We start from the raw sequence: 26457 nt of genomic DNA on the forward strand, positions 1-26457 counted from the left end.
CTCACGAAGAGCAAACTTTATTTTACTTTCTATCGCGAGGATCTTCCTACTTTAGTAATTGTTTAGGGAGTTTCTCAATTGCAACAATCGGAAACCCCACATTACCTATCATCCTGATCCACTCTTCCATCTTTCTCTCCTCCCTTCATTACATAAATAAGAGGAAAAGAGAATCTTAGGCATAAAAAAACAAGCTATTTGTGATTAGCTTGTTTTTTCAAATAATGACGTAATTTCTTGCTTATAATCTCCACGTAAAATACCTTTCTCAGTTATAATTCCTGTAATTAATTCATGCGGTGTTACGTCAAATGCAGGGTTAAATACAGGCGTTCCAAGTGGCGCCACTTGTTTCCCAAAAATTTTCGTAACTTCTGTTTCATCTCTTTCTTCAATGACAATTTCAGCACCTGTTTGTTTCGTAGTATCAAATGTAGATAACGGTGCTGCAACGTAAAATGGGATACCGAAATACTTTGCTAATATAGCTAAATTTAATGTTCCTATTTTATTAGCAGTATCACCGTTTTCAACGATTCGATCTGCCCCTACGATAATCGCATTAATTTCTTTCGTTCGAATTGCATGTGCTGCAGTATTATCCGTAATAAGCGTTACATCAATGTCTGCTTGCTTCAATTCCCATGTCGTTAAACGACCACCTTGTAAAACCGGTCTCGTTTCACACGCATAGGCATGTAAACGTACACCCTTCTCTTTCCCAATATAAAATGGGGCTAATGCTGTTCCATATCTAGCAGTTGCAATACTTCCAGCGTTACAAATTGTTAAAATTTTATCACCGTCTTTAAAACATGTTAAAGCATGTTCTCCAATACTTCGGCACACCACTTCATCCTCTTGCTGAATACGAAGTGCTTCCTCTTCTAATATTTTTTGTGCTTCTTTTATTGTAGAAATCCCTCGTATAGCTTCTCTCATGCGATCAATTGCCCAAAATAAATTGACTGCCGTCGGACGTGATGTCCCTAAATAGTTACAATCTCTATTAAACTTCTTTTGAAATTCATCGATATTTGTAGCATCGTATTTCTTTGCCGCAAGCGCCAAACCAAACGCAGCTACAATTCCAATTGCAGGTGCTCCGCGTACTTCTAACATAATGATACTTTTCCATACATCTTCAACATTCGTTAATGTTTTGTATTCAGTGACATGCGGCAACTTTGTTTGGTTTAATACCGCGATGGTATCTCCTTTCCAACTTACAGATCTCGGAATAGTAATGATTGTACTCATGCCTTTACGCCTCCTGAAATTGTATGTTGAAATAATGTTCGGAACAGTTGTATATCTGCGCTCTTTGATTCATATTTTAATAGTTCTTTCCCTAAATAAAGTGCTTGTTTTTTAGCTTGAATTCTTCTTTCTTTATCTGATATTTCATCTAAATCTGCCACGTGTGCTAGACCAATTGTTCTACGAATAAGTTCACATCCAGCAAATCCAACAATATCACTAAAAATATTTTGCAAAATAATTGGTAACCATTGTTTCTCTTTCGTATATACTTCTACACCTTCTCCAATCCATAGCTTTGTAAAAGCTTCTACAAAATAACTCCATGTTTTCTCGATATGGAAAAATAGCACACTTCTTTTTTCCTCTTCACGCGATAACGCATTTAATAATAAATTTGCAATAAATTGGCCAAGATCAAATCCAAATGGACCGTACGTTGCAAATTCTGGATCAATTACTTTCGTTTCAGAAGGCGATGAAAATATACTACCAGTATGTAAATCCCCATGAATGAGCGCTTCTTTTCTCGTTAAAAACTTATACTTATACTGTGCTACTTTTAATTTTAAATTTTTGTCACTCCACAGTTCATCAACCGCTAGTTGTAACTCTGGCTCATAATCATTCGTATCATAATGACCAAACGGATCTGTAAACACTAAATCTTCTGTGATTTTACTAAGATCTGGATTAACAAATTCACTATCTAACACTCTTTTCTCTTCTGAACGTACGCCGAAATCTGAAGTATAAAATAAAACATGTGCTAGAAAGCGACCAATATGCTGGGATAAAAGAGGATACTCTTCTCCGTCTATTAATCCTTTTCTTGTAATCGTTAGCCTTGATAAATCTTCTATTACTGTCACTGCCAACTCCTCATCATGACTGTATACTTCTGGAACGTATTCCGGTACATACTTCGCGAAAATTTGTAGTGCTTTACTTTCAATCGTTGCTCTTTTTATTGACAATGGCCAACTCTCACCAACTACTTTTGCATATGGAAGTGCTTGTTTTAATATAATTGTCTTCTCTCCATCATCTAATTTGAATACGTAATTTAAATTGCCATCTCCAATTTCATGGCAAATTACATTCGCTTTCTTATCAAAGTATCCATGTTCTTTTGCGTAGTGTACAGCTGTTACTTCTGTTAATGAATAATATCCCATCGTCTTCTCCCCCTTTTAATTCAGAGGTTTTTCTAGCACAGAAAAACCTCTTCCCACAAAGAAAGAGGTTTGAAGTTTATCTTCTCCCCTCTTATCTGCCAGAAAGTTTACTTTCTGCTGGAATTAGCACCGTGCCTTTTGACGTCATAAACGCCCCATTTCACAATGGTATTGCGGTCGGTTGCTGGGCTTCATCGGGCCAAATCCCTCCACCTGCTCTTGATAAGAGTTTTATAATTTTTTGAATTTTTAACTTTATGATGAAGACTATACCAAGAATAAAAATCACTTGTCAACATTTTATTTGTATAATTCTGGACGACGATCTGCAAAAACTGGAATTCCTTTGCGAACCTCTTTAATTTTCTCGAATTTAAGCTCTCCAAATAAAATAGATTCCTCTTCATTTGCCTCTACTACAACTTCACCCCACGGATCGACAATTAAAGAATGACCTGCAAACTCATTATTCGGATCCTTTCCCGCCCTATTACATGCTACAACATAACACTGGTTTTCAACTGCTCTCGCCTGTAAAAGCAAACGCCAATGCGCTAAACGTACTAATGGCCATTCTGCTACAACAAATAAAACTTTTGCACCTTTAGCAGTATGAACACGCATCCACTCCGGAAAACGAATATCATAGCAAATTGTGCCAGCACACTCTACATCATCTAGCTTAAATTCACCTGTCTCATTACCAGCTACTAAATATTTATGTTCATCCATAAGCTGAAATAAATGTACTTTACTATATTCATTGACTAGATTCCCTTCATTGTTTACAACATACATTGTATTTGTAACACCTTGCTCTGTTTGCTTCGCTATGGAACCACCAACAATATGTACACCATATTGTTTCGACCACTCTTTCAACTTTTCTTTCGTTTCCAATCCATCCCTATCTGCAATTTCAGAAAGTCTTGTTAAATCATATCCTGTTGTCCATAATTCTGGTAAGACGATAACATCTGGTCTTTCCTTCATCGCTTCGCTTATTTTATTTTTAGCGTTCTCAATATTTTTTTCTACATCACCAAAGACAATATCCATTTGAATACATGCGACTTTCATTTTGTCCGCCCCATTCCTAATTTTTTCTTTACAAAATACTGGAAAGATTATATCATTTGTCACTAGAATTGTAACAACTTTCAAAAGAGGTGAAAAGTATGAAAAATTTTCAACCTTCCGAAGTAGTAACATCATTGCCGACACAATTTTTCGCTTCACTTGTTGCAAAAGTTAACAAAGTCGTTGCAGCTGGTCACGATGTTATTAATCTAGGTCAAGGTAATCCAGATCAACCAACACCACAGCATATCGTAAAAACTTTACAAGATGCTGCTGAAAAGGCCATTCATCATAAATATCCGCCATTTCGCGGACATGAAAGCTTAAAAGAAGCCGTGGCAACATTCTATCAACGTGAATATGATGTAGTAGTAAATCCAAAAACTGAAGTTGCTATTTTGTTTGGTGGAAAGGCTGGATTAGTAGAATTACCAATTTGTTTTACAAACCCTGGTGATACCATTCTCGTTCCAGATCCAGGCTATCCAGATTATTTATCCGGAGTTGCTTTAGCAAAAGCGCACTTTGAAACAATGCCGCTTATTGCAGAAAATAATTTTTTACCAGACTATACGAAAATTGATGACTCTGTTACGGAGCAAGCAAAGTTAATGTTTTTAAACTATCCTAATAATCCTACCGGTGCTACTGCATCAAAAGAATTCTTTGATGCAACCATTCATTTTGCTAGTAAACATAATATATTAGTTGTTCATGATTTTGCTTACGGTGCTATCGGATTTGATGGTCAAAAGCCTGTTAGTTTCTTGCAAGCAGACGGCGCCAAAGATACAGGAATTGAAATTTACACTTTATCAAAAACTTTCAATATGGCTGGCTGGCGTATTGCTTTTGCAGTGGGGAATGAAAGTGTCATCGAAACAATTAACCTATTGCAAGATCATATGTATGTTAGTATTTTTGGTGCAGTTCAAGATGCTGCCCGCGAAGCACTATTAGGCTCGCAGTCTTGTGTGGTAGAACTTGTTAATAGTTATGAATCTCGGAGAAACGCTCTTATTTCAGCTTGTCACTCAATTGGTTGGAATGTAGATATTCCAACAGGATCATTCTTTGCATGGCTTCCTGTACCAGAAGGATATACATCTGAGCAATTTTCTGATATTTTGCTAGAAAAAGCACACGTTGCAGTTGCTCCTGGTGTTGGATTTGGTGAGCACGGCGAAGGGTATGTCCGTGTTGGTCTCTTGCATACAGAAGATAGATTACGAGAAGCTATTAATCGAATTGATAAATTAAATTTTTTCAAAAAGTCATTGACAACATGAAAAATATCTGACAAAATTCAGTTATCTTAAAAATTTAAACATTTCTAAATACTTCTTATCAAGAGCAGGTGGAGGGACGAGCCCGACGAAACCCGGCAACCGATCTACAATTGTAGACACGGTGCTAATTCTCGCAGCGTTACGCTGACAGATAAGGAGCTGGTTGTAAAAAAACCTCTCCTTAGCTGAGAGGTTTTTTTATTTAACTAGGAGGTTTTAACAATGAGCGGAATTATAGCGACATATTTAATCCACGATGATTCTCACAACTTAGAAAAGAAAGCGGAACAAATTGCAATTGGTTTAACAATTGGCTCTTGGACTCATTTGCCACACTTATTACAAGAACAATTAAAACAACATAAAGGCAATGTCATTCATATTGAAGCGTTAGACGAACAAGAACATATTAACTCTTACCTTGGCAAAAAAGTATCACGTGGACTCATTAAAATTCATTATCCATCGCTGAACTTTAGCCCCGACTTACCAGCCATTTTGACAACAACATTTGGAAAACTTTCGTTAGATGGAGAAATTAAACTAATTGATTTAACATTCTCAGACGAATTAAAGAAACAGTTTCCTGGACCAAAATTTGGAATCGAAGGCATTCGAAACCTGTTACAAGTTCAAGATCGCCCTCTTCTAATGAGTATTTTTAAAGGAATGATTGGACGGAATATTGGATATTTAAAAACTCAACTACGCGATCAGGCAATTGGAGGCGTAGATATTGTAAAAGATGATGAAATTTTATTCGAAAACTCATTAACACCACTTACAAAAAGAATTGAATCTGGGAAAGAAGTTTTACAATCTGTATACGAAACTTACGGACATAAAACTTTATACGCAGTAAATTTAACAGGGCGAACTTATGATTTAAAAGAGAACGCGAAACGTGCGGTGGTAGCTGGAGCAGACATTCTTTTATTTAATGTATTTTCTTATGGATTAGATGTACTGCAATCACTTGTAGAAGACGATGAAATTCCAATTCCTATTATGGCACACCCTGCTGTAAGTGGCGCATATTCGTCATCGAAACTATACGGGTTCTCTTCTCCATTACTACTTGGAAAATTACTACGTTACGCTGGTGCTGATTTCTCTTTATTCCCATCACCATACGGCAACGTTGCATTAGAAAAAGAGGAAGCTCTTCTCATTACAGAAGCATTAACTGAGGAAGACCACTATTTCAAGAAAAGTTTTTCTGTTCCATCTGCTGGAATTCATCCTGGTTTCGTTCCCTTTATTTTACGAGATTTTGGTAAGGATGTTGTTATTAATGCCGGTGGCGGGATTCATGGGCATCCAAATGGAGCTCAAGGTGGTGGCAAAGCTTTCCGTGCTGCAATTGAAGCTACTTTACAAGGTAAACCACTCCATGAAGTGGATGAAATAAATTTGCATAGCGCACTACAAATATGGGGAAATCCTTCTCATGAGGTGAAATTATGAGCATTCAAGTATTTTGTGATTTCGATGGTACGATTACAAATAACGATAATATCATGTCCATTATGGAAAAATTCGCACCACCAGAAGCAGAGGAAATAAAGCAAAAAATTTTATCGCAAGAACTTTCTATTCAAGAAGGTGTTTCTCAATTATTTCGATTAATACCTATTAATCTACACGATGATATTATTCAGTTTTTACAAGAAACTGCTGAAATCCGTACAGGTTTTCATGAATTCATACAATTCATTAATGAAAATAACATTTCCTTTTACGTTATATCAGGTGGAATGGATTTCTTCGTCTATCCACTCTTACAAGAAATAATCCCTAAAGAACAAATTTATTGTAATGCAACTGACTTTTCAGGAGAATTTGTTGAAGTTAAATGGCCGCACCCTTGTGACGAGCAATGTCAGCATAGTTGCGGTCTCTGTAAATCATCATTAATTCGGAAACTAAGCTCTAAAGATGATTTTCATATTGTGATAGGAGATTCCATTACTGATTTACAAGCAGCAAAACAAGCAGATAAAGTATTTGCCCGTGACTTCCTTATTACAAAATGTGAAGAAAATCATATTGCTTATACATCCTTTAACACATTTCACGATATTCAAGTCGAATTACAACATTTGTTGGAGGTGAAATCATGAAACAACTTTTTCGTCAATGGTATGACTTAAGTGAAATAAAAAAAGAATTAACAACTCGGAATTGGTTTCCAGCAACAAGTGGAAATATTTCTATAAAAGTCAGTCATGATCCCCTTACTTTTCTTATTACAGCAAGTGGAAAAGATAAAACAAAAACCACTCCAGATGATTTTCTATTAGTAAATCATCAAGGAGTTCCCGTTTTAGAAACTGAGTTACGCCCTTCAGCAGAAACAATATTGCATACACATATTTATAACAGTACGAATGCTGGGTGCGTACTTCATGTTCATACAACTGATAATAATGTCATCACAAATTTGTATAGCGATAAAGTCACCCTTCAAAATCAAGAGATTATTAAAGCTCTTGATATTTGGGAAGAAGGTGCAACGATTAACATTCCTATTATCGAAAATGATGCTCATATCCCAACGCTTGGAGAGAAATTTCGAAAGCATATACAAGGAGATTCAGGAGCAGTATTAATTCGAAACCATGGCATTACCGTATGGGGCCGTGATAGCTTTGATGCAAAAAAAAGATTAGAAGCTTATGAGTTTTTATTCCAATTTCATATAAAATTATTATCAATTCAAGGAGGCGTTTCTAATGGCGCAAATTCGTATTCATGAGGAAAATACTCGTATTGAAAATGAAGTAGAAGTATCAAACTTTCTACAAGGAGAAGATGTTTTATATGAGAAATGGAATATTTCTAAACTCCCTACTCATTTAAAAGAAAATTACTCCTTAACAGATGAAAACAAAGCTGAAATATTAACGGTGTTTTCCAAAGAAATTGCTGATGTTTCAGAGCGTAGAGGTTATAAAGCATATGATGTGATTTCACTTTCAAATAGCACACCTAGCCTTGACGAGTTATTAATTAATTTCCAAAAAGAACACCATCATACTGACGATGAAGTTCGCTTTATTGTCAGCGGTCATGGCATCTTCGCTATTGAAGGAAAAGATGGTCGATTCTTTGACGTTGAACTTGAGCCTGGTGATCTTATATCTGTACCTGAAAATGCAAGACACTATTTTACCTTACAAGATGATCGCCAAGTTGTAGCTATTCGTATTTTTGTTACAACAGAAGGTTGGGTTCCAATTTATTAAGGTAGCTAGTTGAATAAAAGGTTGGAACCCCTTTTCCAACCTTTTATTCACTCTACATATATACATCCTCCTATGGAACAGGCTTATTTCATAACATTGAAGTAAGCCTGATTTTTTATTTACTAAAATGATTTGTCCCTTTCGTTTGTTTAAATCAAATATCTCGAATCATAATTCCACTTTATCAAGTACATTTCGGAATACTTTTTGAACATTTATTGAACTTTTTTTGAATTTTTTCTGAAAATTCTGTTTTACGTATGATATACTACAACTAATAAGAAGGAAAAGAATATTGCAAACAGAGGGGGATAATCATGAGTTTACTTATCGCACTTATACTAGGAGTTATATGCGGAGCTATTCCTGTCATTTTAGGAGCTATTATGGAAGAATTAGAAGTTGGTGTTTTAGGTTTTGCTGCATCGTGTGTAAGCGCTTTATTTTTCGGTTTATATGGTGCTATTCCTGTTGCTATTCTGTGCGCATTTTATATACTACGCCATGCTCGCGCGAAACAGTTGGGTCCTAATCACATTGCACAAGTTATTCCATTCCCAATTGAAAGATGCCGTCGCGCTTCCAGCCTATAGATTATCCAACTTAAATATTATGCCTGCCTAAATAAATAAAAAGTCCTCAAATGAGGACTTTTTATTTATTTTCTTCTAGAAATTGAAACAATTCTTGCAAATGAAGTGCATCCTCGCTATAGCTAACGGATACATGACATGTCCCTTCAATCTCAGCATGCATATAAAGGGCAATTCCATCCCGATCATATTTCAATGCCAAATAAAACTCCATTTCCTCTAACATCTTTTTCGAGGTTCGGATAACATAATGCCCTTTCTCATCTCTTCCATATTCAAAATCTGGTCCAAAATCGTATTTTTGTTTAAAAGCTTCTTTTTGCTTATCATTAATCTGTACACAAGTTGCTCGCTGCACAGCATCAATCATTTCGTCAAACTTTTGGAGATCCATTTCATTTACCCCCTTATATACTTTTTGTATAATACTTGTGTTCCGCTATTCTCTTTTCCATCTACGATTAGCTCTTCATACAATTCCTTCGCTAGGGTTAAACCCGGTACTGGTAATTGTAATTTTTCAGCTTCATCTAAAGCAATCTTCATATCTTTCATAAAATGCTTTACATAAAAGCCAGGTTCAAAATCTCCTTTTAACATTCGAGGAGCTAAATTACTTAATGACCAGCTACCTGCAGCTCCTGTCGAAATACTCTCTAATACTTTATCTGCATTAAGTCCCGCCTTTTTCGCATACGCTACCGCTTCACATACTCCTATCATGTTAGAAGCAATTGCAATTTGATTGCACATTTTTGTATGTTGTCCACTCCCAGCAGGGCCTTGCAACTGAATATTTGTTCCTAGTTTTTCAAATAGAGGTAAGCAAATATCATATATTCTGTTCTCTCCACCGACCATAATTGCTAGTCTAGCTTCTTTAGCTCCAACATCCCCTCCAGATACTGGTGCATCTAATGTATATATATTCTTGCTTTTCGCAACTTCATTAATACGTTTTGCCAATGTTGGTGTCGATGTTGTAAAGTCAATTGCTATCGTACCTTCATTTGCATGTTCTAAAATTCCATCTATCCCAAAGTACACTTCTTCTACATCATGAGGATAACCAACCATCGTCATAACAACATCAACTTGCTTTACTAACGCTTTCGGTGTATCACACCAAGTCGCACCCTCTTGCACTAAAGAATCCGCTTTTTCCTTCGTTCTATTATATACATATACTTTATAACCACTTTGCATTAAATGGTTAACCATACTTTTTCCCATCACACCAATACCAATAAAACCTATTGATAAATTTTTATTTTCCATCTTCTCATCCCCTTTGTTCTAATAAATCATTTACCATCTTCCGAAATTCCTTATTAAAATCATCATCCAAACCATTCTTCACATTTGAAAATAAAATAACAAACGTTCCTTTTTCTTTATTGAAATTATTAAACGTATTCCAACCAGATAGTACACCATGGTTATGGAAAAAATCAGGATATATGTAAAAGCTAAATGCATATTTTCTTTCTTGTGAAGGTGTAAACATCGCTTGTATACTTTGTTCAGAAAGAAGCTTGCCATTTATAATCGCTTCATCTAATTTCTTCATATCTCCTACTGTCGTATACATCTCACCAGAGCCATATAACCAGTCCATCCCTAATTTTTGCGCTGGTACAAGTTCTTGATCTTTCTTCACATAACCCTTCGTGAAGTTTTTATCTCCAGGCACCATATTTCCCATACCTGATTCATGCATCTCTGCCTTTGTAAATATATTTTCTTTTATATAATCTCCTAAAGGCTTTTTCGTTATATTTTCTATAATATAAGCGAGCACCATATAATTATAATCCGTATACTTCCAACCTGTTCCTGGTGGAAAATCTAACTTTTGACTTCCAATCCAATTTATTAAATTTATACGTGAAGCTACATTAACCTTTCCTTTCCCATTTTCCGGTAAACCAGATGTATGCGTTAATAAGTGATATAACGTGATGTTTTTATCTGCTGGAAATGAAGGAATGTATTTATTTACATTATCTTGGATATTTAACTTCCCTTGTTCTTGTAACTGTAGAATGGATGTAGCAACAACTGTTTTCGTAATAGAACCGATACGATATTTTGTTTGAGGTGTATTTTCTATTTTATTTTGAACATCAGCATATCCATATCCTTTATTCAATATAACATGCTCTTTATCTGTCACCAAAACTGTCCCATTAAATTGCTTTCCTACTAAATACTGATCTAATTTTTGAGATATACTAGCATAATCAATTTTTTGTACTTCTTCTATATTATCTTGTACCTCTGACTCAATAGCAGGCGTTACCTTTGTTGTTAATACTGCTTGTTCCTTTGGATCTGGACTATAGAGAAAATAGTATACTCCGCCGCAAACTACAGCAGACAGTGAAACCATAGCCATTATTTTTTTTATCATATTGTTCCTCCGTCGTTACTTCATTTAAAATGGTCCCCCATATTCTATTATCAGGTAATAAAAAAAAATCGCAACAATTTGTTGCGAAAAATCACATTTTTTCTTTCCTATATATACATACTTGATTTTTCCCATTTTTTTTTGCTTCATATAATGCAATATCCGCTCTTTGCATTAATTCTTCTTTAGTAATCCCATTCTCATGTAACGCAACTCCAAAACTCGCTGTTAACTTTGAAATTCCAGAGAATTGCTTTGTTTCAATAAAAAATCGTAATGACTCCGCAACTTGAAACGCTTCTTTTTCTACCGTATTTGTCACTAATATTATAAATTCCTCTCCTCCCCACCTTGCAAATATATGTTGATTTTCAACTTTAGATTTCATAAGATCTGCAAGCTGTACTAATGCTAAATCGCCAAAATCATGACCATATGTGTCATTTACTGATTTAAAATTATCTATATCAAACAAAATAAGTGCTATTTTTTCATCGTTACGTATTACATTCTCCCACTCTTTCTCCAATATTTGTTGGAATTTCAAACGATTATATATTTCTGTCAATGAATCTATCATTGCAAGTCTTTCTTGCTCTTGATAGATTTCATCTAATTCTGTAATCTCTGTGCATTTTACTATAAATCGCGATAAGTCTTCTGGTAATGGTATCGCACGTAATAGAAAAGTCAATGCTTCTCCTTCATGATTGTACATTTTAATTCTTCTTCCATTTGATAAAGTATCATCCAACCATGTTATATCGTGAGTCGTCGAATAATATCCGTTCTCTCTAATAAGATGTTCTGCAAACACTAAATGTTGTTCGCGATACGTAAATAAATTATCATATCCGAAGAATTGTAAAAAATTCGTATTACAATCAACAATCTCATCATCTTCTACTATAAATAATAAATCATTTTGAAAATCAAACATCGTTTGAAGCAATTCTTGTTGTAAACCTACTTGCCGCACTAAAGAAAGTTGATATAAACTCTTATTCACTTCCTCTATTACCACTTGTGGGGTTACTGGTGCTATAACAATATTACGTATTCCTAACATGAGTAAATCTGCAAACTCATTGTTTATCTGTTGATCCCAAATGATAATGAATGTACTCCGTGAATCATATATATTCTTTATATATTTTATTTGATCAACATCTGTTACATACATAATTACAATATGCGGTCTAGTTCTATGAAACAATATTTCTCCTTCTTCAAAACTATTTGCTATAAACATACATTTTGGATGGACATTTTCTATCGTTTGTTGATGTGTACATCCATCTTCTATATAAAGGACATTCAACTGAAGATCTTGTAATACATTTTGGAAAACAGTATTCTCTAATAAAAAATGTAGTATGTTCATCACTAGTCTTCACTCACTTCATATATCTTGTTTTACTGAATTCCTCACAATCATTTTATAAAAGATTGTTCTCAAAAAAATTCGATTAGTGAGGGATACATATTAACAAGCTAATTGAGAATGTTATCTTCGCCTTTTTACTCAATAAATTCCTTTTTTAGTGTATGATTGTAGGAATTGTATCGTTTGTATGAATGCCCTCCTTAGCACTTAAAACTTGACAATTAAAATAAAGTTATTATATCCTTAAATTCAATAACTTACAAAATGTAAGTAGAATATATTACATGTATTTTAAATTAAGCTGATATGTAATTTGGAGGATATATCATGACAAACAGTGACTTTTTTAACGTTTTATATGAACGCACATCTACACGTGCATTCAACCCCGAAAAAGAGATTTCATCTACAGAATTACACGAAATTTTAAAAGCAGCTGCTCAAGCACCTTCTGCTTGGAACCTGCAACACTGGAAATTCCTTGTTTTCCAAGGCGAAGATGTACAAAAACGATTACATCCAATTGCTTATAACCAACAACAAATTCTTGATGCTTCTGCAGTAGTCGCTATTTTAGGTGATTTAGAAGCTTATAAAAACGTTGAACCCGTTTATGGTCCAATCGTAGAACAAGGATTTATGAAAGAAGAAGCAAAAGAACTCTTAGCTAAAAACATTGAATCTGCATATGCTCGTGAGCAATTCCCAAGAGATGCTGCCTTTTCAAATGCTGCTTTAGCAGCAATGCAACTTATGCTTGCTGCTAAAGCAACTGGCTGGGATACTTGCGCAATTGGTGGTTTCAACCCACAAGCACTAATGGAAGAATTTAATGTTTCATCGCGTTACGTACCAATTATGCTTATTACAATTGGTGAATCAACTTTAAAAGGTCATCCTGCACCACGCATGAGCGTAGAACAAGTAAGTGAATGGGCGAAATAATAAAAACGAAGGTAATTTCATTACCTTCGTTTTTTTATATTCTGTCACACATCCGTAATATTACAATGTATTATTCGACATCTATACATAGAGAAATCGTAATTTTCATGCTATCCCCATAAACAAATATGGCGTTTTGTGTCGAAATTTGTTAAAGTATCGAAATATAACCGTGTATATTTGTTACAATTGTGATACAATGATAACAAATAGATAACAAGAGAGGGATTTTCATTGAGTTCATACGGAAGCTTTATCGCACTTTTAAGTTACATAGTAACTGTACTGCTGCTATATTTTATTGGCGATGCTGCAAACATATCAGTGTTACAATTCCCAAAAGAAGAAGCGTTACAATTAGAAGCAGAAAAACATACTGTACGATCCATTGCACCACTACTCTTAGCTCTTCCTGTATATATCATCGTTTTATATAAAAGCAAAAAAGTGTAAAGGCTACCTATTTCATTCATTTCGGTGGTCTTTACATTTTTTTGTGACATTTCCCCTATTTTAAACATCATTCCATACTAAATACCCATCTAGTCATTTAAAATGAGAAAATCCCCTAGAAAAATTTCCATTATCTGTCCAGTCACCGACTGCCGAACTTACATAGATTATAAGTGTGAAGGGGGTGATGAGGATTATGTTTGGATCATTTGGATGCTGTGATAACTTTAGAGAATGTCATCATCATGAAAGAGAGCGCAACCACAACCATCGTGAGAAAGAGAAAGAAGAAATTAGACCACAACGACATGCTGTATGTAACGTGCTTGCACATCTTTCTATAGGAACTGAGGTTTCGCTTCTTAAACTAAAAGGAAATGCAACATTCCGCAATTTAGTTTTTGAGGGGTTCTGTAACGGTGTTGCTCTATTCTCTCAATTAAGAAAAGATGACGACAAAGACAACAACAAAGATGATAAGAATGGAAACAATCGTAATGACGATAGATTTGAAGGGATTTTACGTGTTTGCCCAGAGGATGTTATCGCAATTGCTCTTTAAGATAAGTTTAATCAATAAAATCACCTAAGGTATAAGTATAAAAAAACCTGAGACCGATTTCAAATCGACTCAGGTTTTTTTATACTTATATGCTTTTAACTAATTCAACAACTTCTTCAGCAGTTGACATCATTAATGCCTTTTCTGCTAAAGTTTCCATTTCTGCTTTTGACAACTTGCTTAGTTGTGTTCTTGCAGGAAGAATTGATGTTGCACTCATACTGAACTCATCTAAACCTAATCCTAATAATAATGGGATAGCAAGTGAATCTCCTGCCATCTCACCACACATACCAGCCCATTTGCCTTCTTTATGAGCAGCATCGATAACCATTTTTACAAGACGTAAAATAGATGGGTTATACGGTTGGTATAAGTAAGCTACTTGTTCGTTCATACGGTCTGCAGCCATTGTGTATTGGATTAAGTCATTTGTTCCGATAGAGAAGAAATCAACTTCTTTTGCGAATTGATCTGCTAATACTGCTGAAGCTGGAATTTCAACCATCATCCCCACTTCAATAGAATCAGAAACAGTTGTACCCGCTTCTACAAGTCTTTCTTTCTCTTCTAATAAGATTGCTTTCGCTTGACGGAACTCATCAAGAGTTGCAATCATCGGGAACATAATTTTTAAGTTACCGTATACGCTAGCACGAAGTAATGCACGAAGTTGTGTACGGAACACATCTTGCTCATCAAGACATAAGCGAATTGCACGGTATCCTAAGAATGGGTTCATTTCTTTTGGTAAATGTAAGTATGGAAGCTCTTTATCTCCACCGATGTCAAGTGTACGAACAACGACTGGTTGATCTTCTTTTACACCTTCAAGAACTGCTTTATACGCTTCGAACTGCTCTTCTTCTGTTGGAAGATTGTCACGGCCCATGTATAAGAATTCTGTACGGTATAAACCAACACCTTCTCCGCCATTATCGATAATACCTTGTACATCATTTGGTGTTCCGATATTAGCAACAAGCTCAACGTGATGTCCATCACTTGTTACAGTTGCTTGGTCTTTTAATTTTGCCCATACAGCTTTTTGCTCTTCAAATTTCGCTTTCTTTTCTTCAAAAGAACGAAGAGTTTCTTCAGATGGGTTTACAATTACTTCTCCATCTAAACCGTCAATGATTACGATATCGCCGTTTTGGATTTTCTCCATAACAACCTTCGTACCAACAACAGCTGGAATTTCCATAGAACGAGCCATAATTGCAGAGTGAGATGTACGTCCACCGATATCAGTTGTGAAACCTTTTGCATACTCACGGTTTAACTGAGCTGTATCAGATGGTGTTAAATCTTCAGCAATGATGATTACTTCTTCAGAAATTGTACCAGGGTTTGAGAAGTTAATTCCTAGTAAATGCGCAAGAACACGTTTTGTTACGTCGCGAATATCCGCAGCACGTTCTTTCATGTATTCGTTATCCATGTTTTCAAACATAGAAATAAACATTGATGCAACTTCATCCATTGCAAATTCAGCATTTACTTTTTCGCTATTTACTTTATCTTTTACTGGATTTACTAATTCCGGATCATTTAATACTAATAAATGTGCTTCAAAGATAGCAGCTTTATCAGCACCTAGCTCAGCAAAAGCGTGGTCCTTAATAGCTTCTAGTTCAGATTTTGCTTTCTCAAGCGCAGCGTCTAAGCGTGCAATTTCAGCAGCTTCGTTTGTAATTGATTTCTTTTCAATGTTAAATTCAGGATTCTCAAGTCTGAAAGCCTTTGCAATAGCAATCCCACTTGATGCAGCGATCCCTTGGATATTAAGAGTCATTATTCTCCTAATCCTTCGTTTTTCATAGTTTCTTCGATAGCTGCTAGTGCTTGAGCTGCATCATCACCATTTGCAGTGACCTTAATTTCCGCGCCTTGTTGAATTCCTAAAGACATAACACCCATGATTGATTTTAAGTTAACGTTTTTTCCGTTATACTCTAAGTTAATGTCAGAACCGAATTTGCTTGCAGTGTTTACAAGTAGAGTTGCTGGACGAGCATGAATTCCTGAGTCGCTAGTTACTTTAAAGATTTTTTCCATGATAATTTATCTCCTTTAAATACAGTATTTTTTTAGTTGTATAGACGTGAGTACTACATCATCTATTGTATATAATAGGCGATGTTCGGTCAACCACATCGCCTATTATAATTATAAACATTTTGCGTCAAATTCCTACTGAATGTCAATAATAGCGTTTTCGCCCTTCTTAACATTTCCATCTTTTTTCAATTCGACTTGTTGCCCTTGTTGTAAATTCGTAAAGACGATTGGTGTAATAATAGATGGTGCATTTTCTTTTACAAATGCAAGATCTACTTTTAATAATGGTTGTCCTTGCTTCACTTTATCACCTTGTGCTACAAGTGCTTCAAAGCCTTCACCATTTAATTTTACAGTATCAATACCGAAGTGGATTAAAATTTCTTTTCCGCCTTCAGACTGAATACCAATCGCATGTTTTGTAGGGAATACATTTACAATCTCACCATTAACCGGAGAAACTACTGTTCCTTCTGTTGGCTCAATCGCAAATCCATCTCCCATCATTTTTCCTGAGAATACTTGGTCAGGTACTTCTGTAATCGGTAAGATTTTTCCTTCAATTGGTGAAACGATTGTTTCATTTTCATCAACCTGTTGAGGAGCTTCTTCCGCTTTTACAGGCGCTTCTTTTTCAACATGAGGTGTACGACCTGACATAATATCATGAATTTGTGATTTTAATGTGTCAGATTTCGGTCCGAAAATAGCTTGAATGTTATTTCCAACTTCAAGTACACCGGCTGCTCCAAGCTCTTTTAAGCGGTCTTTATTTACATTTTTTTGTTCGTTAACTTGAACGCGTAAACGAGTAATACAAGCATCTAACGAAGCAATGTTTTCTTTACCACCAAGTGCTACTAATACTTCACGTGGAAGTTCTCCTGCTTCTGTTTTCCCTGCGCCTTCATTAGCATTCGCTACTTCACGACCAGGTGTTTTTAAGTTCCATTTACGGATTGCGAAACGGAATCCGAAGTAGTAAATAACTGCTAGTACAAGACCAACAATAATTACCCACCACCATGCCGTACGACCTGGTAGTACACCGAATAATATGAAGTCAATTAAACCACCAGAGAATGTCATACCAATTTTAACACCTAAAATTTGCATTGTCATAAATGATAGACCAGCGAATACTGCATGAATTCCGAATAATACTGGTGCTACGAATAAGAATGAAAATTCAAGCGGTTCTGTAATACCTGTTAAGAAAGATGTTAATGCAGCAGATCCTAAAATACCAGCTGCTAATTTTTTATTTTCTGGACGTGCTTCATGGTACATTGCTAAAGCTGCTGCTGGAAGACCGAACATCATGAACGGATACTTACCAGTTGTAAATGTACCAGCTGTTAATTCTACGCCGTCTTTTAACTGTGCCATAAAGATTTTTTGGTCACCACGGATTAATTCGCCAGCTGCATTTGTATACTGACCGAATTCGAACCAGAACGGTGAATAGAAAATATGATGTAATCCAAATGGAATTAATGAACGTTCGATTAAACCGAATATAAATGCTGCTATCGTTCTATTTGCATCAATCATTTGATGTGAGAACGTATTTAAGCCACCCTGAATGTATGGCCAAATGAAGCACATGATAATACCTACTACTAAAGAGAATGTTGCAGTTGCGATCGGTACGAAACGCTTACCTGCAAAGAAACCTAAGTATGATGGTAATTCAATGTTGAAGTATTTATTATAACAATATGCCGCTACTATCCCGACGATAATACCACCAAACACTCCTGTTTGCAGCGTTGGAATTCCTAATACGTTTGCATATGCTGGATCTGAAAATCCAATTTTCACTGGATCTGTTCCAGTGCTTGTTACTTTCACTAGTTTATCTACTTCTAAGAACACACTCATCGTTTTGTTCATAATTAAGTAGCCGACGAACGCTGCTAAACCAGCTACTCCGTCTCCACCAGCTAAACCGATTGCTACCCCAACTGCGAATAATAGCGCAAGGTTAGCGAAAATAATATCACCAGATTGTTCCATAATTTTTGCAACCATTACGAACCAATCTGCTTTTAAAGCAGGAATAACATTTGTTAGTTGTGGATTTTGAAATGCATTACCAAATCCAAGTAAAATACCTGCTGCCGGTAAAATCGCTACTGGAAGCATAAGCGCTTTTCCGACTTTTTGAAGAACACCAAAGATCTTCTTAAACATGGAAACCCTTCCTCTCTTATCTATATTGATACTTTTCGACAAACGCCAAAAAGGCATGAGGAAAAAAAAGATAGAACGATAGCTATACAAAGGGTAGTATGTCCCTTTCTTTAGCTTACATTCCCAGCTTTTCTCCACTCATGCCTGATCGAATCAGTAACACGTGTCAAAAATAGGATTACGTATAAGTTCACTATAATTAAAGCAAACGTTTTCGTTATTTACCTTAATTTGTTTGTCGAATTTTGTATAACTTTGCAATAGTTATTATACATAACTATTGTAAGCGATTCAATCATTTTTTTTAACGTTTTCATTTTAGACAAAAATATATGTCTTTTTACACATGTTCTGCTTTCACTAATCGTTGTAAATGCATCGTTAAATAAATACTCTCTGCTTCATAAACAGGAAGTTGTAATTCTTTTTGCATTACCTTAACTAGCTTCCAAGCTAAGTTATAACAGACTGGATATTCTGCCTTTAATAAATCAGCAAAACTTTGTGCTTCTTCTACTTTTTCTCCTTTTTTCACCCGTTCAATAGCATATTGCAAATGACGAATAAGGCGTAAATAATGAATGCTTTCTTGGTCTAATGTAATTTGTAGGCTTATCTCAATTAAAGAAACAAGTTGTGCAATAAGACGGGAATTTTGATTAACAGAAGATAAATCAGAGTTTGTAAGCGAGCTGTAAATATGGAGTGCGATAAAGCCAACTTCTCCTTCTGGCAATGTAATTTGCAAACGAGAATTTAAAAGTTGCACAACTCCTTCAGCAATTTCATATTCCTCTGGATATAGCATTTTCGTTTCAACTAAAAAAGGATTATCTATTGTAAGTCCTTGTTTTAGCCTTTTAATTGCAAAAGAAATATGATCTGTTAAAGCGATATGAATATGTTCATTTAATGGAGACTCCGCTTTTTCTTGAATGTATAACATAATATCATTCATCAATTCAATTAGCTTTTCACTCACATGTGGCACTAAAAGTTTGTATTGTTCTCGATCACGTTCATTTTTTAAAACAAACATTTTCTCAATTTGTTCTTGCTCCAACACATCTTCAGCCTTTTTTCCAAATCCAATTCCTTTACCGATCACTACTACTTCCTCGTGTTCAGGATGGCTAGCAATGATGACATTATTATTTAAAACTTTTTTAATTTCTAGATAATTACTCATATAACACCACCCTCGTACTTAAATAGCCTACTTTTATGTTACAGAATATTCTTCTTTGTCGTCAATGTAAAACATCTACCATTTGATAAAAATTCATTTTTTAGACATGTTTGTATATGATGCGTATAATGTAAGAGCAACTGTACATAGAAAGGAGATAGCAACATGATTAAAATGTTTGTAAGTGATATCGACGGTACAATGATGCAACATGGAGGTCTAATTGATGAACAAGATATTGTAGCACTTCGCAGTCTTGCTGAGCAAAATGTTATTCTTTGTTTCGCTTCCGGGCGACTTGATAATGAAATCGCAGACTTAATGAAGGCTGTAAATACAAATTTCCATCGCATTAGTGTGAACGGTGTTTTCGTATATACACAAGAAAATAAACAACTATTATCTGCAACATTCGATTCCAGTATTCTACCTGATTTGTTATCAATGACAAATGAAGACCCTTATTTCCGTTATGTAAGTGATGAGCATAATTACTATATTGAAGAAAAGACACCTTTTATTCATGAACTCGAAAAACAAATAACAATGACTTCTGTTGAAGAACCAAATTTATTACAGAAAATCGATGATACAATTTTTCCAAATAAAATTTCTATCGGTGGAACAAAGGAAAACTTACAACTCCTTCAAAAAAAGATTGATGAAAAATTCCATGGAAAAGTTAGTACTTTCATTTCAGCTGAACAATGTTTAGATGTAATGCCACCAAATATTAGTAAAGGTTCTGCTATTTCTGTTTTATTACAAGAGTTTCAAATACAACCAGAGGAGGTTGCGTGCATAGGGGATTCTTACAATGATATTCCAATGTTTTCTTTAACTCCTCATAGTTTTGCTATGTCTCAAGCTGATGACGCGGTAAAAGAGCACGCTCACTATGTAGTAGATGCTGTCAAAGATGCCGTTAACCAAGTACTTGTTTATAATGAAGAAGCAAATAAAAATACGACTCGATCCTTATAAGGATGAGTCGTGTTTTTATTTCTTTACATGTTGAAAACATCAAAGTTCACTGTACTTCACAAACTGAAATATATTACTTGTTACGTGCGATGTTCGTAATAAACTTGTAACGATCCCCACGATAAATACATTTCACATACTCTAACGGTAACTCACCTTCTGAATATGACCATTGACGCATTACAAGTACAGGCGCCTTTTTAGGAATATGCAGATGTTCAGCTTCATTATCCGTTGCAATTGAAGCTTCAATTGATTGAGTAGCGCGAACAAGCTTAAAGCCCAGTTTTTTCTCTAAATGTTCATATAAAGATTGTTGCAATATTTCTTCGTTAATATCTTTCACAAGAGTTGGCGACAAATATGTCGTCTCAAATGCAATCGGTTCGTCATCAGCTAAGCGCGTACGCCTCACTTCATAAACCGATTCTCCCTCTTGTATTCTCAGCCGGTCTGCTATTTTAGCAGTAGCTGGAACTAGGCGGAAACTTAATAACTGGCTGCTCGGTTTCATACCACGAGAAATCATATCTTCTGTGAATCCCGTCATTCCTTGCAACTTTTGCTCCACTTTCGGAAGTTGGACGAACGTTCCAATCCCACGTTTCCGGTATAAATAACCTTGTTCCACTAAGTTATTAATCGCCTGTCTGATTGTCATACGACTCACTTCGAACTTATCACAAAGTTCATTCTCAGATGGAATTTTATCTCCCGGCTTCCATTCGCCTTCCTCAATTAGCTGTTTCACCCACTCTTGAATCTGATAATAGATCGGAAATGGTGAATACTTGTCGATGTTCATCAGCAATCGCCTCACTGCATAAAGATAGAGCTTCTGGATCTGCGATTACGGTTACATTCGGATGACGTTGTAAAACTGTAGCAGGACACGCCTCACTATATTCACCTTGCAATAGCTCTTTAATAGCTTCTGCCTTTTTAGATCCCATAGCAACAAGTAGAATTTGTTTTGCTTTCATAATACTTCCAATTCCCATTGTAATCGCATGAGTCGGCACATCTTCTTCATTTTCAAAGAAGCGAAGGTTTGCTTGGCGCGTAGATTCTGTTAATTCTACAATGTTAGTTGGAGAATTAAATGGTGTTCCTGGCTCATTAAATCCGATGTGACCGTTTTCACCGATTCCAAGAATCTGTAAGTCAACTGGGTTAGCTACTAGAATGCCTTCATAACGCTTGCACTCTTCCTCTAAATCACTTGCCATCCCATTCGGTACATAAGTTTGTTTAAATGGAAGATGATCAAACAACTGTTCTTGCATGAAATAGTGATAGCTGTTTTTATCTTCGTGTGGTAAATTTACGTACTCATCTAAGTTTACAGTGGTTGTATGACTTGTATCAAGTTTATTTTTTCGCATTTCTGCATAAATACCTAATGGAGAGCTTCCTGTAGCCATTCCTAAAGTTGGATTTTCTTTTGATTTTACAACCTCTTTAATTAACTTATAACCTGCTTCTGCTAATTCTTCTGGAGTTTTTACAACAAGAATATTCATCTTATTACTTCCCTTCCTTCATATGAATTCCTAAACGAACCGTATCATATACATGTAATTCTTCAGTCATAACAACAAAGTCTGCATCTTTGCCTGCCGCTAACGCGCCTTTATTATTTAATCCAAACTCTTCTGCTTGGTTAACTGATGTCATCAACACTGCATCCTCGATTGAACATCCTGTAAATTCAATTACATTTCGGAAAGCTTGATCCATTTTTAAAATACTACCAGCTAACGTTCCATCTTCTAATCGAGCACTGCCATCTTTTACATGTACTGGCTGTCCGCCAAGTTCATATAATCCTTCTTCAAGACCTTTTGCACGCATTGCATCTGTAATGACACTTACTTTTTTCGGCCCTTTTAATTTATACGCTAATTTCACCATATCAGGGTGAATGTGAATACCATCTGTAATTACTTCAACCATTACATCTGGATTTAATAACACATGACCAACAACTCCTGGTTCACGATGATGTAATCCACGCATTTGGTTATATAAATGTGTTGCATGTGTAATTTTTCTATTTTTCAGTTGTGCATCAATCGCATCTGTATGCCCCATTGTGCCAACAACACCTGTTTCAGCAAGATACTGTTCAAACTCTAACGCACCTTCTTCTTCCGGTGCATATGTTACTAATTTAATTAGATTACCGCTTGCTTCCTGCCATTGTTTAAATTGCTCGATACTCGCAGGAACAATATGTTCAAGTGGTTGTGCACCCGCACGTTTTTTTGAAACATATGGTCCTTCTAAGTGAATATATTCGAAATGTGCTCCTTTATCTTTCGCTTCCTTCGCAGCAAGTAGCGCCGCTTCAATCGCTTCTGGAGCTTGTGTCATTGTTGTTGGGAAGTAAGTTGTAACTCCTTCTTTTAACATTTCTTTACCAAGAGTTACTAATCCATCGCTATTTGCATCCATCGCATCAATATCGTATCCACCATGAATATGAACATCAATCATACCTGGAATCACAATCTTTCCTGCCGCATCTAACACAGTTTCATTTTCTTGTGATACATATTGAGCCATCAAACCAATTTCTTTAACTGTTTCTGCGTAACGAATAAATCCGTTTTCCACTACTTCTTTACCTGTATAAATTTTGGCATTGATGACAACTTGCGTTTTCATTTTCATCGATCCTTTCCCATGAAATACCTACTTATTATTATTACCTTATTCGCCTAATCCCATCTTAATATACACACAAGTAGTTGTCTATACATTCTAATGAAATTTCCTCTTCGTTCAGCGAAAAAAGGAAATTGATTTCTTTTTCATTATAATATATATTATCCATTTTTTCCAAAATGGATAATAACCTCTTATATAATTAGTTACTTAAGTAATGGCATAAGACCGCTTGCCCCCATAGTAATATGTTCACCATCTGTTTCTATTTCTACAGTTCGCTTGTTTGTTCCGTATATCATTATACCACGCTGTTTTAATCGTCTTACTACACTTTGATGAGGATGCCCATACGGATTTCTACTCCCGTACGAAAGAATAGCGAATTGTGGATCTACTTTTTTTAAGAATGTTTCACTCGTTGAAGTATACGAGCCATGATGCCCAACTTTTAATACATCTGCATGTACATCAAATTGCTTTAATATTTCATTTTCCGTCCGTATATCAGCATCACCCATTAATAAAAAGTCCGCTTTACCATATCGAATCTTTAACACAATTGAGGACTCGTTATTCTCGTCTTTTGATTTACCATTGTTCAATACTTGTATAGAAACATGTGGATCTAGCGGTATGTATTGTCCTTCCTTCACTGAAATGAAAGGAATGCCTCTTTTTTTAATGTTATTCCGATACGTATGATAAGTAAATGAACTATATGTTTTCCCACTATCTAATACGAGTGAAACTGGCATTTGTTCTACAATTGGAATAAGCCCCCCTATATGGTCCATATCAGGATGAGTACTTACAATCACATCTAAATGATTAATTCCTTTTTCAATTAGTTTTTGAATAATAACCTCTCCCGCTTCATAAGGGCCCCCATCTATTAACATCGTTTGACCATTTGGCAATGTAATAAGTGTCGCATCACCTTGTCCAACTTTTAAAAAACTCACTTTCATTTTACCGAAATGTTGCCGCTGCATATGTATAGAAGACGTAGTATGAATAGACATCATATATCTTTTAGCCGATGCGCTGTTTAACGAAAAACATAATAAAACAGAAACCAACAATAGAATACTCCGTACACCCTTCATAGCTCGTCTCCTTTTTTCATTTAGTATGGCACGCTCTGTAATTGATATACAAAAAAAGCTTAGCAAAATGCTAAGCTTTTATTTTGATAATTCCTGTAAAGAGCCAAAGAATAAATCTGCTTCATTCATTTGTTCATTTTCTTCCGAAAGAGGTGGTAAATCATCTAACGTTTTCAATCCAAACGTATCTAAAAACTCTTTCGTCGTTCCGTATAAAATAGGGCGCCCTGGTCCTTCCGCTCTTCCCGTTTCTTTTATAAGTAAGTGTGAAACTAACGTTTGTAATGCCTTGTCTGTTTTCACGCCTCGAATCTCTTCCATTTCTGTCCTTGTAATCGGTTGACGGTACGCAACGATTGCCAACGTTTCAAGAGCTGCTTGAGACAGTGACGCCGTTGTTGGGGTATCTATTAATTTTTGATAGTATGCAGCATGTTCTTTCTTTGTTGCAAAACGATACATTTTTGCATATTGCACAATTTGCAGACCGCGATTCGATCCTTCACCTTCTTTTTGCATTTCCTCTATACTGTTTATTACTTCTTCCACTTTAACTTCCAGAACTTTAGCTATCTGTTCCGGATAAATCCCTTCGTCACCTGCAACAAATAAAATCCCTTCAATAATCGCTTTTTGTTCTTTTCTATCCATTTTACGAACTCCTTCCTCCTATTTCCCATAAAAAATACACATAAAAAAACCGAATCACAGTAAATGCGTTCGGTTCAATATTTCTTCTCTCGTTCCAAACGATACATTAAAACCTAACATAAGATAAAATATTCCTATCCCATCTTCACATACCAACTCTATACGGATTTATTAGAGCTTGATACGAAAATTTCATCAAAATTATGTTCTTGCTCAATTATGATTTGTTGATTTTTCATTAGCTCAAGAACCGCTAAAAATGTTACAACCATTATTTCACGTTCTTCATCAGCAAACAAATCATAAAAACTTTGACGACCGCCTCTTACTTCTAACTGTTGTAGAATATCAGTCATTCGCTGTGCAATTGGTATTTCTTGGCGAGTAATTCGCGTTGTTACGGGGGTCTTTGCTTTTTTACGACGCATTAGCTTTTGAAATGCCGCTAACATATCATATAACGTAACATCAAGAGGTAAGCTTGTCTCCTCTTCTTGTTGAAATGATGTAAAATCAATTGGCGGACGTGTATATAGCTGTGCTCTTTCTTGTTCTCTTTCTTTTAACTCAGTAGCAACTTGCTTATATTTCTTATATTCAATTAACCTCTCCATCAATTCTTGACGAGGGTCATCTATAAAGTCTTCACCGTTATCAGGTACATCTTCTTCTTGTTTCGGTAACAACATTTTACTTTTAATTTGTAATAACGTTGCAGCCATTACTAAATACTCACTGGCAACATCTAATTGTAATTCTTTCATCGTATGGACATAAGATAGATATTGCTCTGTAATTTCCGCTACAGGAATATTATATATATCGATTTCGTAACGATGTATTAAGTGTAACAATAGATCTAAAGGCCCTTCAAAAGCCTCTACTTTAAAATTATACTGCACAAAGCATCCCACCACATTTTTTCTATAACACCATAAGTATAGAGCATACTCATGTTCTATCCAACCTTTTTAAGAAATTTAATTAAAAATAGACCTATGCCCATGTCATAATGCCCACCGCTTCATATGATAACAATGTAGTAAGAACAATGTAGGAGGTCAAAAAACTATGGGTCACGTTGATTGTGGTTTTAGCGGTGGGTTCGCATTACTTGTTGTACTGTTCATTTTACTAATTATTGTAGGAGCAGCTTGCTTCTGCTAATAGGACGCAATAAAGCGAC

28 protein-coding genes and 2 riboswitches are annotated in these 26457 nt (G+C 35.5%); of the genes, 11 read left to right on the forward strand and 17 right to left on the reverse strand.

Translation table 11 applies throughout. The features are described from left to right. Positions 1 to 204: 204 nt before the first annotated feature. The 3 genes from mtnA to MHB76_RS19005 all read right to left on the reverse strand — a co-directional run bounded on the left by mtnA (position 205) and on the right by MHB76_RS19005 (position 3602). Complete coding sequence (mtnA, locus tag MHB76_RS18995; RefSeq protein ID WP_078172880.1) at positions 205 to 1260, reverse strand: S-methyl-5-thioribose-1-phosphate isomerase; 1056 nt, start codon at positions 1258 to 1260, stop codon at positions 205 to 207. After that, on the reverse strand, positions 1257 to 2438 hold the full coding sequence (gene mtnK / locus MHB76_RS19000) for an S-methyl-5-thioribose kinase (protein ID WP_002111574.1): 1182 nt from the start codon (positions 2436 to 2438) through the stop codon (positions 1257 to 1259). The genes mtnA and mtnK overlap by 4 nt, the downstream gene beginning before the upstream one ends. Before the next feature lie 88 nt (positions 2439 to 2526). Next, a riboswitch (SAM riboswitch) is annotated at positions 2527 to 2667 on the reverse strand. A 71-nt stretch (positions 2668 to 2738) separates the two neighbouring features. After that, entirely contained in the window at positions 2739 to 3602 is an 864-nt protein-coding gene (locus MHB76_RS19005; RefSeq protein ID WP_070170550.1) for a carbon-nitrogen family hydrolase, read from the reverse strand. 14 nt (positions 3603 to 3616) lie between these two features. On the opposite strand from MHB76_RS19005, the gene MHB76_RS19010 reads away from it, so the two are divergent. The 6 genes from MHB76_RS19010 (at position 3617) to MHB76_RS19035 (ending at position 8648) form a co-directional block, all read left to right on the forward strand. After that, positions 3617 to 4807 carry a pyridoxal phosphate-dependent aminotransferase gene (locus MHB76_RS19010; protein ID WP_340987390.1) on the forward strand — a complete coding sequence of 397 codons (1191 nt, stop codon included), beginning with the start codon at positions 3617 to 3619 and terminating at the stop codon, positions 4805 to 4807. A 52-nt stretch (positions 4808 to 4859) separates the two neighbouring features. Next, positions 4860 to 4965: riboswitch (SAM riboswitch) on the forward strand. Between the two features lie 64 nt (positions 4966 to 5029). Next, positions 5030 to 6274 (forward strand): 2,3-diketo-5-methylthiopentyl-1-phosphate enolase, encoded by a 1245-nt coding sequence (gene mtnW / locus MHB76_RS19015; protein ID WP_078172878.1) that lies wholly within the window; start codon positions 5030 to 5032, stop codon positions 6272 to 6274. Beyond that, positions 6271 to 6930, forward strand: coding sequence for a 2-hydroxy-3-keto-5-methylthiopentenyl-1-phosphate phosphatase (locus MHB76_RS19020; RefSeq protein WP_002111579.1), 660 nt, complete (start codon positions 6271 to 6273; stop codon positions 6928 to 6930). Before mtnW ends, MHB76_RS19020 begins: the two co-directional genes overlap by 4 nt. Then, a complete protein-coding gene (locus MHB76_RS19025) occupies positions 6927 to 7565 on the forward strand; it encodes a methylthioribulose 1-phosphate dehydratase (RefSeq protein WP_002111581.1) in 639 nt (212 codons plus the stop codon). The genes MHB76_RS19020 and MHB76_RS19025 overlap by 4 nt, the downstream gene beginning before the upstream one ends. Continuing rightward, positions 7543 to 8055, forward strand: coding sequence for a 1,2-dihydroxy-3-keto-5-methylthiopentene dioxygenase (locus MHB76_RS19030; protein ID WP_002160634.1), 513 nt, complete (start codon positions 7543 to 7545; stop codon positions 8053 to 8055). The genes MHB76_RS19025 and MHB76_RS19030 overlap by 23 nt, the downstream gene beginning before the upstream one ends. 317 nt (positions 8056 to 8372) lie before the next feature. After that, entirely contained in the window at positions 8373 to 8648 is a 276-nt protein-coding gene (locus tag MHB76_RS19035; RefSeq protein WP_002111585.1) for a hypothetical protein, read from the forward strand. A gap of 61 nt (positions 8649 to 8709) precedes the next feature. On the opposite strand, the gene MHB76_RS19040 is transcribed toward MHB76_RS19035, so the two are convergent. The 4 genes from MHB76_RS19040 to MHB76_RS19055 all read right to left on the reverse strand — a co-directional run bounded on the left by MHB76_RS19040 (position 8710) and on the right by MHB76_RS19055 (position 12445). Continuing rightward, complete coding sequence (locus tag MHB76_RS19040; RefSeq protein WP_002122159.1) at positions 8710 to 9042, reverse strand: DUF3909 family protein; 333 nt, start codon at positions 9040 to 9042, stop codon at positions 8710 to 8712. A 5-nt stretch (positions 9043 to 9047) separates the two neighbouring features. Beyond that, positions 9048 to 9926 (reverse strand): NAD(P)-dependent oxidoreductase, encoded by an 879-nt coding sequence (locus MHB76_RS19045; RefSeq protein ID WP_016106078.1) that lies wholly within the window; start codon positions 9924 to 9926, stop codon positions 9048 to 9050. 4 nt (positions 9927 to 9930) lie between these two features. Continuing rightward, positions 9931 to 11061 (reverse strand): serine hydrolase domain-containing protein, encoded by a 1131-nt coding sequence (locus tag MHB76_RS19050; protein ID WP_002160631.1) that lies wholly within the window; start codon positions 11059 to 11061, stop codon positions 9931 to 9933. A 91-nt stretch (positions 11062 to 11152) separates the two neighbouring features. Then, positions 11153 to 12445: a GGDEF domain-containing protein gene (locus MHB76_RS19055; RefSeq protein ID WP_340988212.1), complete on the reverse strand. Its 1293-nt coding sequence runs from the start codon at positions 12443 to 12445 to the stop codon at positions 11153 to 11155. A 330-nt stretch (positions 12446 to 12775) separates the two neighbouring features. Between MHB76_RS19055 and MHB76_RS19060 the strand changes: the two genes are divergently transcribed. The 3 genes from MHB76_RS19060 (at position 12776) to MHB76_RS19070 (ending at position 14408) form a co-directional block, all read left to right on the forward strand. Next, positions 12776 to 13393, forward strand: coding sequence for a nitroreductase family protein (locus tag MHB76_RS19060; protein ID WP_078172876.1), 618 nt, complete (start codon positions 12776 to 12778; stop codon positions 13391 to 13393). Between the two features lie 234 nt (positions 13394 to 13627). Then, a complete protein-coding gene (locus MHB76_RS19065) occupies positions 13628 to 13846 on the forward strand; it encodes a hypothetical protein (protein WP_002160628.1) in 219 nt (72 codons plus the stop codon). A gap of 196 nt (positions 13847 to 14042) precedes the next feature. Continuing rightward, positions 14043 to 14408: a DUF3915 family protein gene (locus tag MHB76_RS19070; protein WP_002160627.1), complete on the forward strand. Its 366-nt coding sequence runs from the start codon at positions 14043 to 14045 to the stop codon at positions 14406 to 14408. Between the two features lie 85 nt (positions 14409 to 14493). Here MHB76_RS19070 and ptsP read toward each other — a convergent pair whose 3' ends face one another. The 4 genes from ptsP to glcT all read right to left on the reverse strand — a co-directional run bounded on the left by ptsP (position 14494) and on the right by glcT (position 19857). Beyond that, on the reverse strand, positions 14494 to 16206 hold the full coding sequence (gene ptsP / locus MHB76_RS19075; protein ID WP_078172875.1) for a phosphoenolpyruvate--protein phosphotransferase: 1713 nt from the start codon (positions 16204 to 16206) through the stop codon (positions 14494 to 14496). Continuing rightward, positions 16206 to 16469, reverse strand: coding sequence for a phosphocarrier protein HPr (gene ptsH, locus MHB76_RS19080; protein WP_002033915.1), 264 nt, complete (start codon positions 16467 to 16469; stop codon positions 16206 to 16208). The genes ptsP and ptsH overlap by 1 nt, the downstream gene beginning before the upstream one ends. Before the next feature lie 135 nt (positions 16470 to 16604). Continuing rightward, the gene (gene ptsG / locus MHB76_RS19085) at positions 16605 to 18668 is read right to left on the reverse strand and encodes a PTS glucose transporter subunit IIABC (RefSeq protein ID WP_002111599.1); all 2064 of its coding nucleotides are present in this window, start codon (positions 18666 to 18668) and stop codon (positions 16605 to 16607) included. Positions 18669 to 19008: 340 nt separating this feature from the next. Further along, positions 19009 to 19857: a glucose PTS transporter transcription antiterminator GlcT gene (gene glcT, locus MHB76_RS19090; protein ID WP_002160625.1), complete on the reverse strand. Its 849-nt coding sequence runs from the start codon at positions 19855 to 19857 to the stop codon at positions 19009 to 19011. Between the two features lie 165 nt (positions 19858 to 20022). On the opposite strand from glcT, the gene MHB76_RS19095 reads away from it, so the two are divergent. After that, entirely contained in the window at positions 20023 to 20841 is an 819-nt protein-coding gene (locus MHB76_RS19095) for a Cof-type HAD-IIB family hydrolase (protein WP_002160624.1), read from the forward strand. A gap of 73 nt (positions 20842 to 20914) precedes the next feature. Here the strand turns inward: MHB76_RS19095 and phnF are convergent, their stop codons facing one another. From phnF to MHB76_RS19125, 6 genes are all read right to left on the reverse strand, one after another. Then, entirely contained in the window at positions 20915 to 21646 is a 732-nt protein-coding gene (gene phnF, locus MHB76_RS19100) for a phosphonate metabolism transcriptional regulator PhnF (RefSeq protein ID WP_078172874.1), read from the reverse strand. Continuing rightward, entirely contained in the window at positions 21576 to 22364 is a 789-nt protein-coding gene (nagB, locus tag MHB76_RS19105; protein WP_016106083.1) for a glucosamine-6-phosphate deaminase, read from the reverse strand. The genes phnF and nagB overlap by 71 nt, the downstream gene beginning before the upstream one ends. 4 nt (positions 22365 to 22368) lie before the next feature. Continuing rightward, positions 22369 to 23511, reverse strand: coding sequence for an N-acetylglucosamine-6-phosphate deacetylase (gene nagA / locus MHB76_RS19110; RefSeq protein WP_002160622.1), 1143 nt, complete (start codon positions 23509 to 23511; stop codon positions 22369 to 22371). Between the two features lie 206 nt (positions 23512 to 23717). Further along, positions 23718 to 24620, reverse strand: a complete 903-nt coding sequence (locus MHB76_RS19115; RefSeq protein ID WP_002145925.1) for a ComEC/Rec2 family competence protein — start codon at positions 24618 to 24620, stop codon at positions 23718 to 23720. Between the two features lie 78 nt (positions 24621 to 24698). Further along, the gene (gene scpB / locus MHB76_RS19120) at positions 24699 to 25271 is read right to left on the reverse strand and encodes an SMC-Scp complex subunit ScpB (RefSeq protein ID WP_078172873.1); all 573 of its coding nucleotides are present in this window, start codon (positions 25269 to 25271) and stop codon (positions 24699 to 24701) included. Between the two features lie 158 nt (positions 25272 to 25429). Further along, complete coding sequence (locus tag MHB76_RS19125; protein WP_002145923.1) at positions 25430 to 26173, reverse strand: segregation/condensation protein A; 744 nt, start codon at positions 26171 to 26173, stop codon at positions 25430 to 25432. 169 nt (positions 26174 to 26342) lie between these two features. Between MHB76_RS19125 and MHB76_RS19130 the strand changes: the two genes are divergently transcribed. Further along, on the forward strand, positions 26343 to 26438 hold the full coding sequence (locus MHB76_RS19130; protein ID WP_000510194.1) for a YjcZ family sporulation protein: 96 nt from the start codon (positions 26343 to 26345) through the stop codon (positions 26436 to 26438). Positions 26439 to 26457: the final 19 nt, after the last annotated feature.

It is taken from the genome of Bacillus sp. FSL M7-1345, assembly GCF_038006985.1.
Classification (GTDB): Bacteria; Bacillota; Bacilli; order Bacillales; family Bacillaceae_G; genus Bacillus_A; species Bacillus_A cereus_U.

What these genes read in the sequence shown, in the direction of transcription:
- mtnA (WP_078172880.1), bottom strand. Translation starts at nt 1,260, where the DNA reads ATGAGTACAATCATTACTATTCCGAGATCTGTAAGTTGGAAAGGAGAT.
- mtnK (WP_002111574.1), bottom strand. Translation starts at nt 2,438, where the DNA reads ATGGGATATTATTCATTAACAGAAGTAACAGCTGTACACTACGCAAAA.
- MHB76_RS19010 (WP_340987390.1), top strand. Translation starts at nt 3,617, where the DNA reads ATGAAAAATTTTCAACCTTCCGAAGTAGTAACATCATTGCCGACACAA.
- mtnW (WP_078172878.1), top strand. Translation starts at nt 5,030, where the DNA reads ATGAGCGGAATTATAGCGACATATTTAATCCACGATGATTCTCACAAC.
- MHB76_RS19020 (WP_002111579.1), top strand. Translation starts at nt 6,271, where the DNA reads ATGAGCATTCAAGTATTTTGTGATTTCGATGGTACGATTACAAATAAC.
- MHB76_RS19025 (WP_002111581.1), top strand. Translation starts at nt 6,927, where the DNA reads ATGAAACAACTTTTTCGTCAATGGTATGACTTAAGTGAAATAAAAAAA.
- MHB76_RS19030 (WP_002160634.1), top strand. Translation starts at nt 7,543, where the DNA reads ATGGCGCAAATTCGTATTCATGAGGAAAATACTCGTATTGAAAATGAA.
- MHB76_RS19035 (WP_002111585.1), top strand. Translation starts at nt 8,373, where the DNA reads ATGAGTTTACTTATCGCACTTATACTAGGAGTTATATGCGGAGCTATT.
- MHB76_RS19040 (WP_002122159.1), bottom strand. Translation starts at nt 9,042, where the DNA reads ATGGATCTCCAAAAGTTTGACGAAATGATTGATGCTGTGCAGCGAGCA.
- MHB76_RS19045 (WP_016106078.1), bottom strand. Translation starts at nt 9,926, where the DNA reads ATGGAAAATAAAAATTTATCAATAGGTTTTATTGGTATTGGTGTGATG.
- MHB76_RS19050 (WP_002160631.1), bottom strand. Translation starts at nt 11,061, where the DNA reads ATGATAAAAAAAATAATGGCTATGGTTTCACTGTCTGCTGTAGTTTGC.
- MHB76_RS19055 (WP_340988212.1), bottom strand. Translation starts at nt 12,445, where the DNA reads ATGAACATACTACATTTTTTATTAGAGAATACTGTTTTCCAAAATGTA.
- MHB76_RS19060 (WP_078172876.1), top strand. Translation starts at nt 12,776, where the DNA reads ATGACAAACAGTGACTTTTTTAACGTTTTATATGAACGCACATCTACA.
- MHB76_RS19070 (WP_002160627.1), top strand. Translation starts at nt 14,043, where the DNA reads ATGTTTGGATCATTTGGATGCTGTGATAACTTTAGAGAATGTCATCAT.
- ptsP (WP_078172875.1), bottom strand. Translation starts at nt 16,206, where the DNA reads ATGACTCTTAATATCCAAGGGATCGCTGCATCAAGTGGGATTGCTATT.
- ptsH (WP_002033915.1), bottom strand. Translation starts at nt 16,469, where the DNA reads ATGGAAAAAATCTTTAAAGTAACTAGCGACTCAGGAATTCATGCTCGT.
- ptsG (WP_002111599.1), bottom strand. Translation starts at nt 18,668, where the DNA reads ATGTTTAAGAAGATCTTTGGTGTTCTTCAAAAAGTCGGAAAAGCGCTT.
- glcT (WP_002160625.1), bottom strand. Translation starts at nt 19,857, where the DNA reads ATGAGTAATTATCTAGAAATTAAAAAAGTTTTAAATAATAATGTCATC.
- MHB76_RS19095 (WP_002160624.1), top strand. Translation starts at nt 20,023, where the DNA reads ATGATTAAAATGTTTGTAAGTGATATCGACGGTACAATGATGCAACAT.
- phnF (WP_078172874.1), bottom strand. Translation starts at nt 21,646, where the DNA reads ATGAACATCGACAAGTATTCACCATTTCCGATCTATTATCAGATTCAA.
- nagB (WP_016106083.1), bottom strand. Translation starts at nt 22,364, where the DNA reads ATGAATATTCTTGTTGTAAAAACTCCAGAAGAATTAGCAGAAGCAGGT.
- nagA (WP_002160622.1), bottom strand. Translation starts at nt 23,511, where the DNA reads ATGAAAACGCAAGTTGTCATCAATGCCAAAATTTATACAGGTAAAGAA.
- MHB76_RS19115 (WP_002145925.1), bottom strand. Translation starts at nt 24,620, where the DNA reads ATGAAGGGTGTACGGAGTATTCTATTGTTGGTTTCTGTTTTATTATGT.
- scpB (WP_078172873.1), bottom strand. Translation starts at nt 25,271, where the DNA reads ATGGATAGAAAAGAACAAAAAGCGATTATTGAAGGGATTTTATTTGTT.
- MHB76_RS19130 (WP_000510194.1), top strand. Translation starts at nt 26,343, where the DNA reads ATGGGTCACGTTGATTGTGGTTTTAGCGGTGGGTTCGCATTACTTGTT.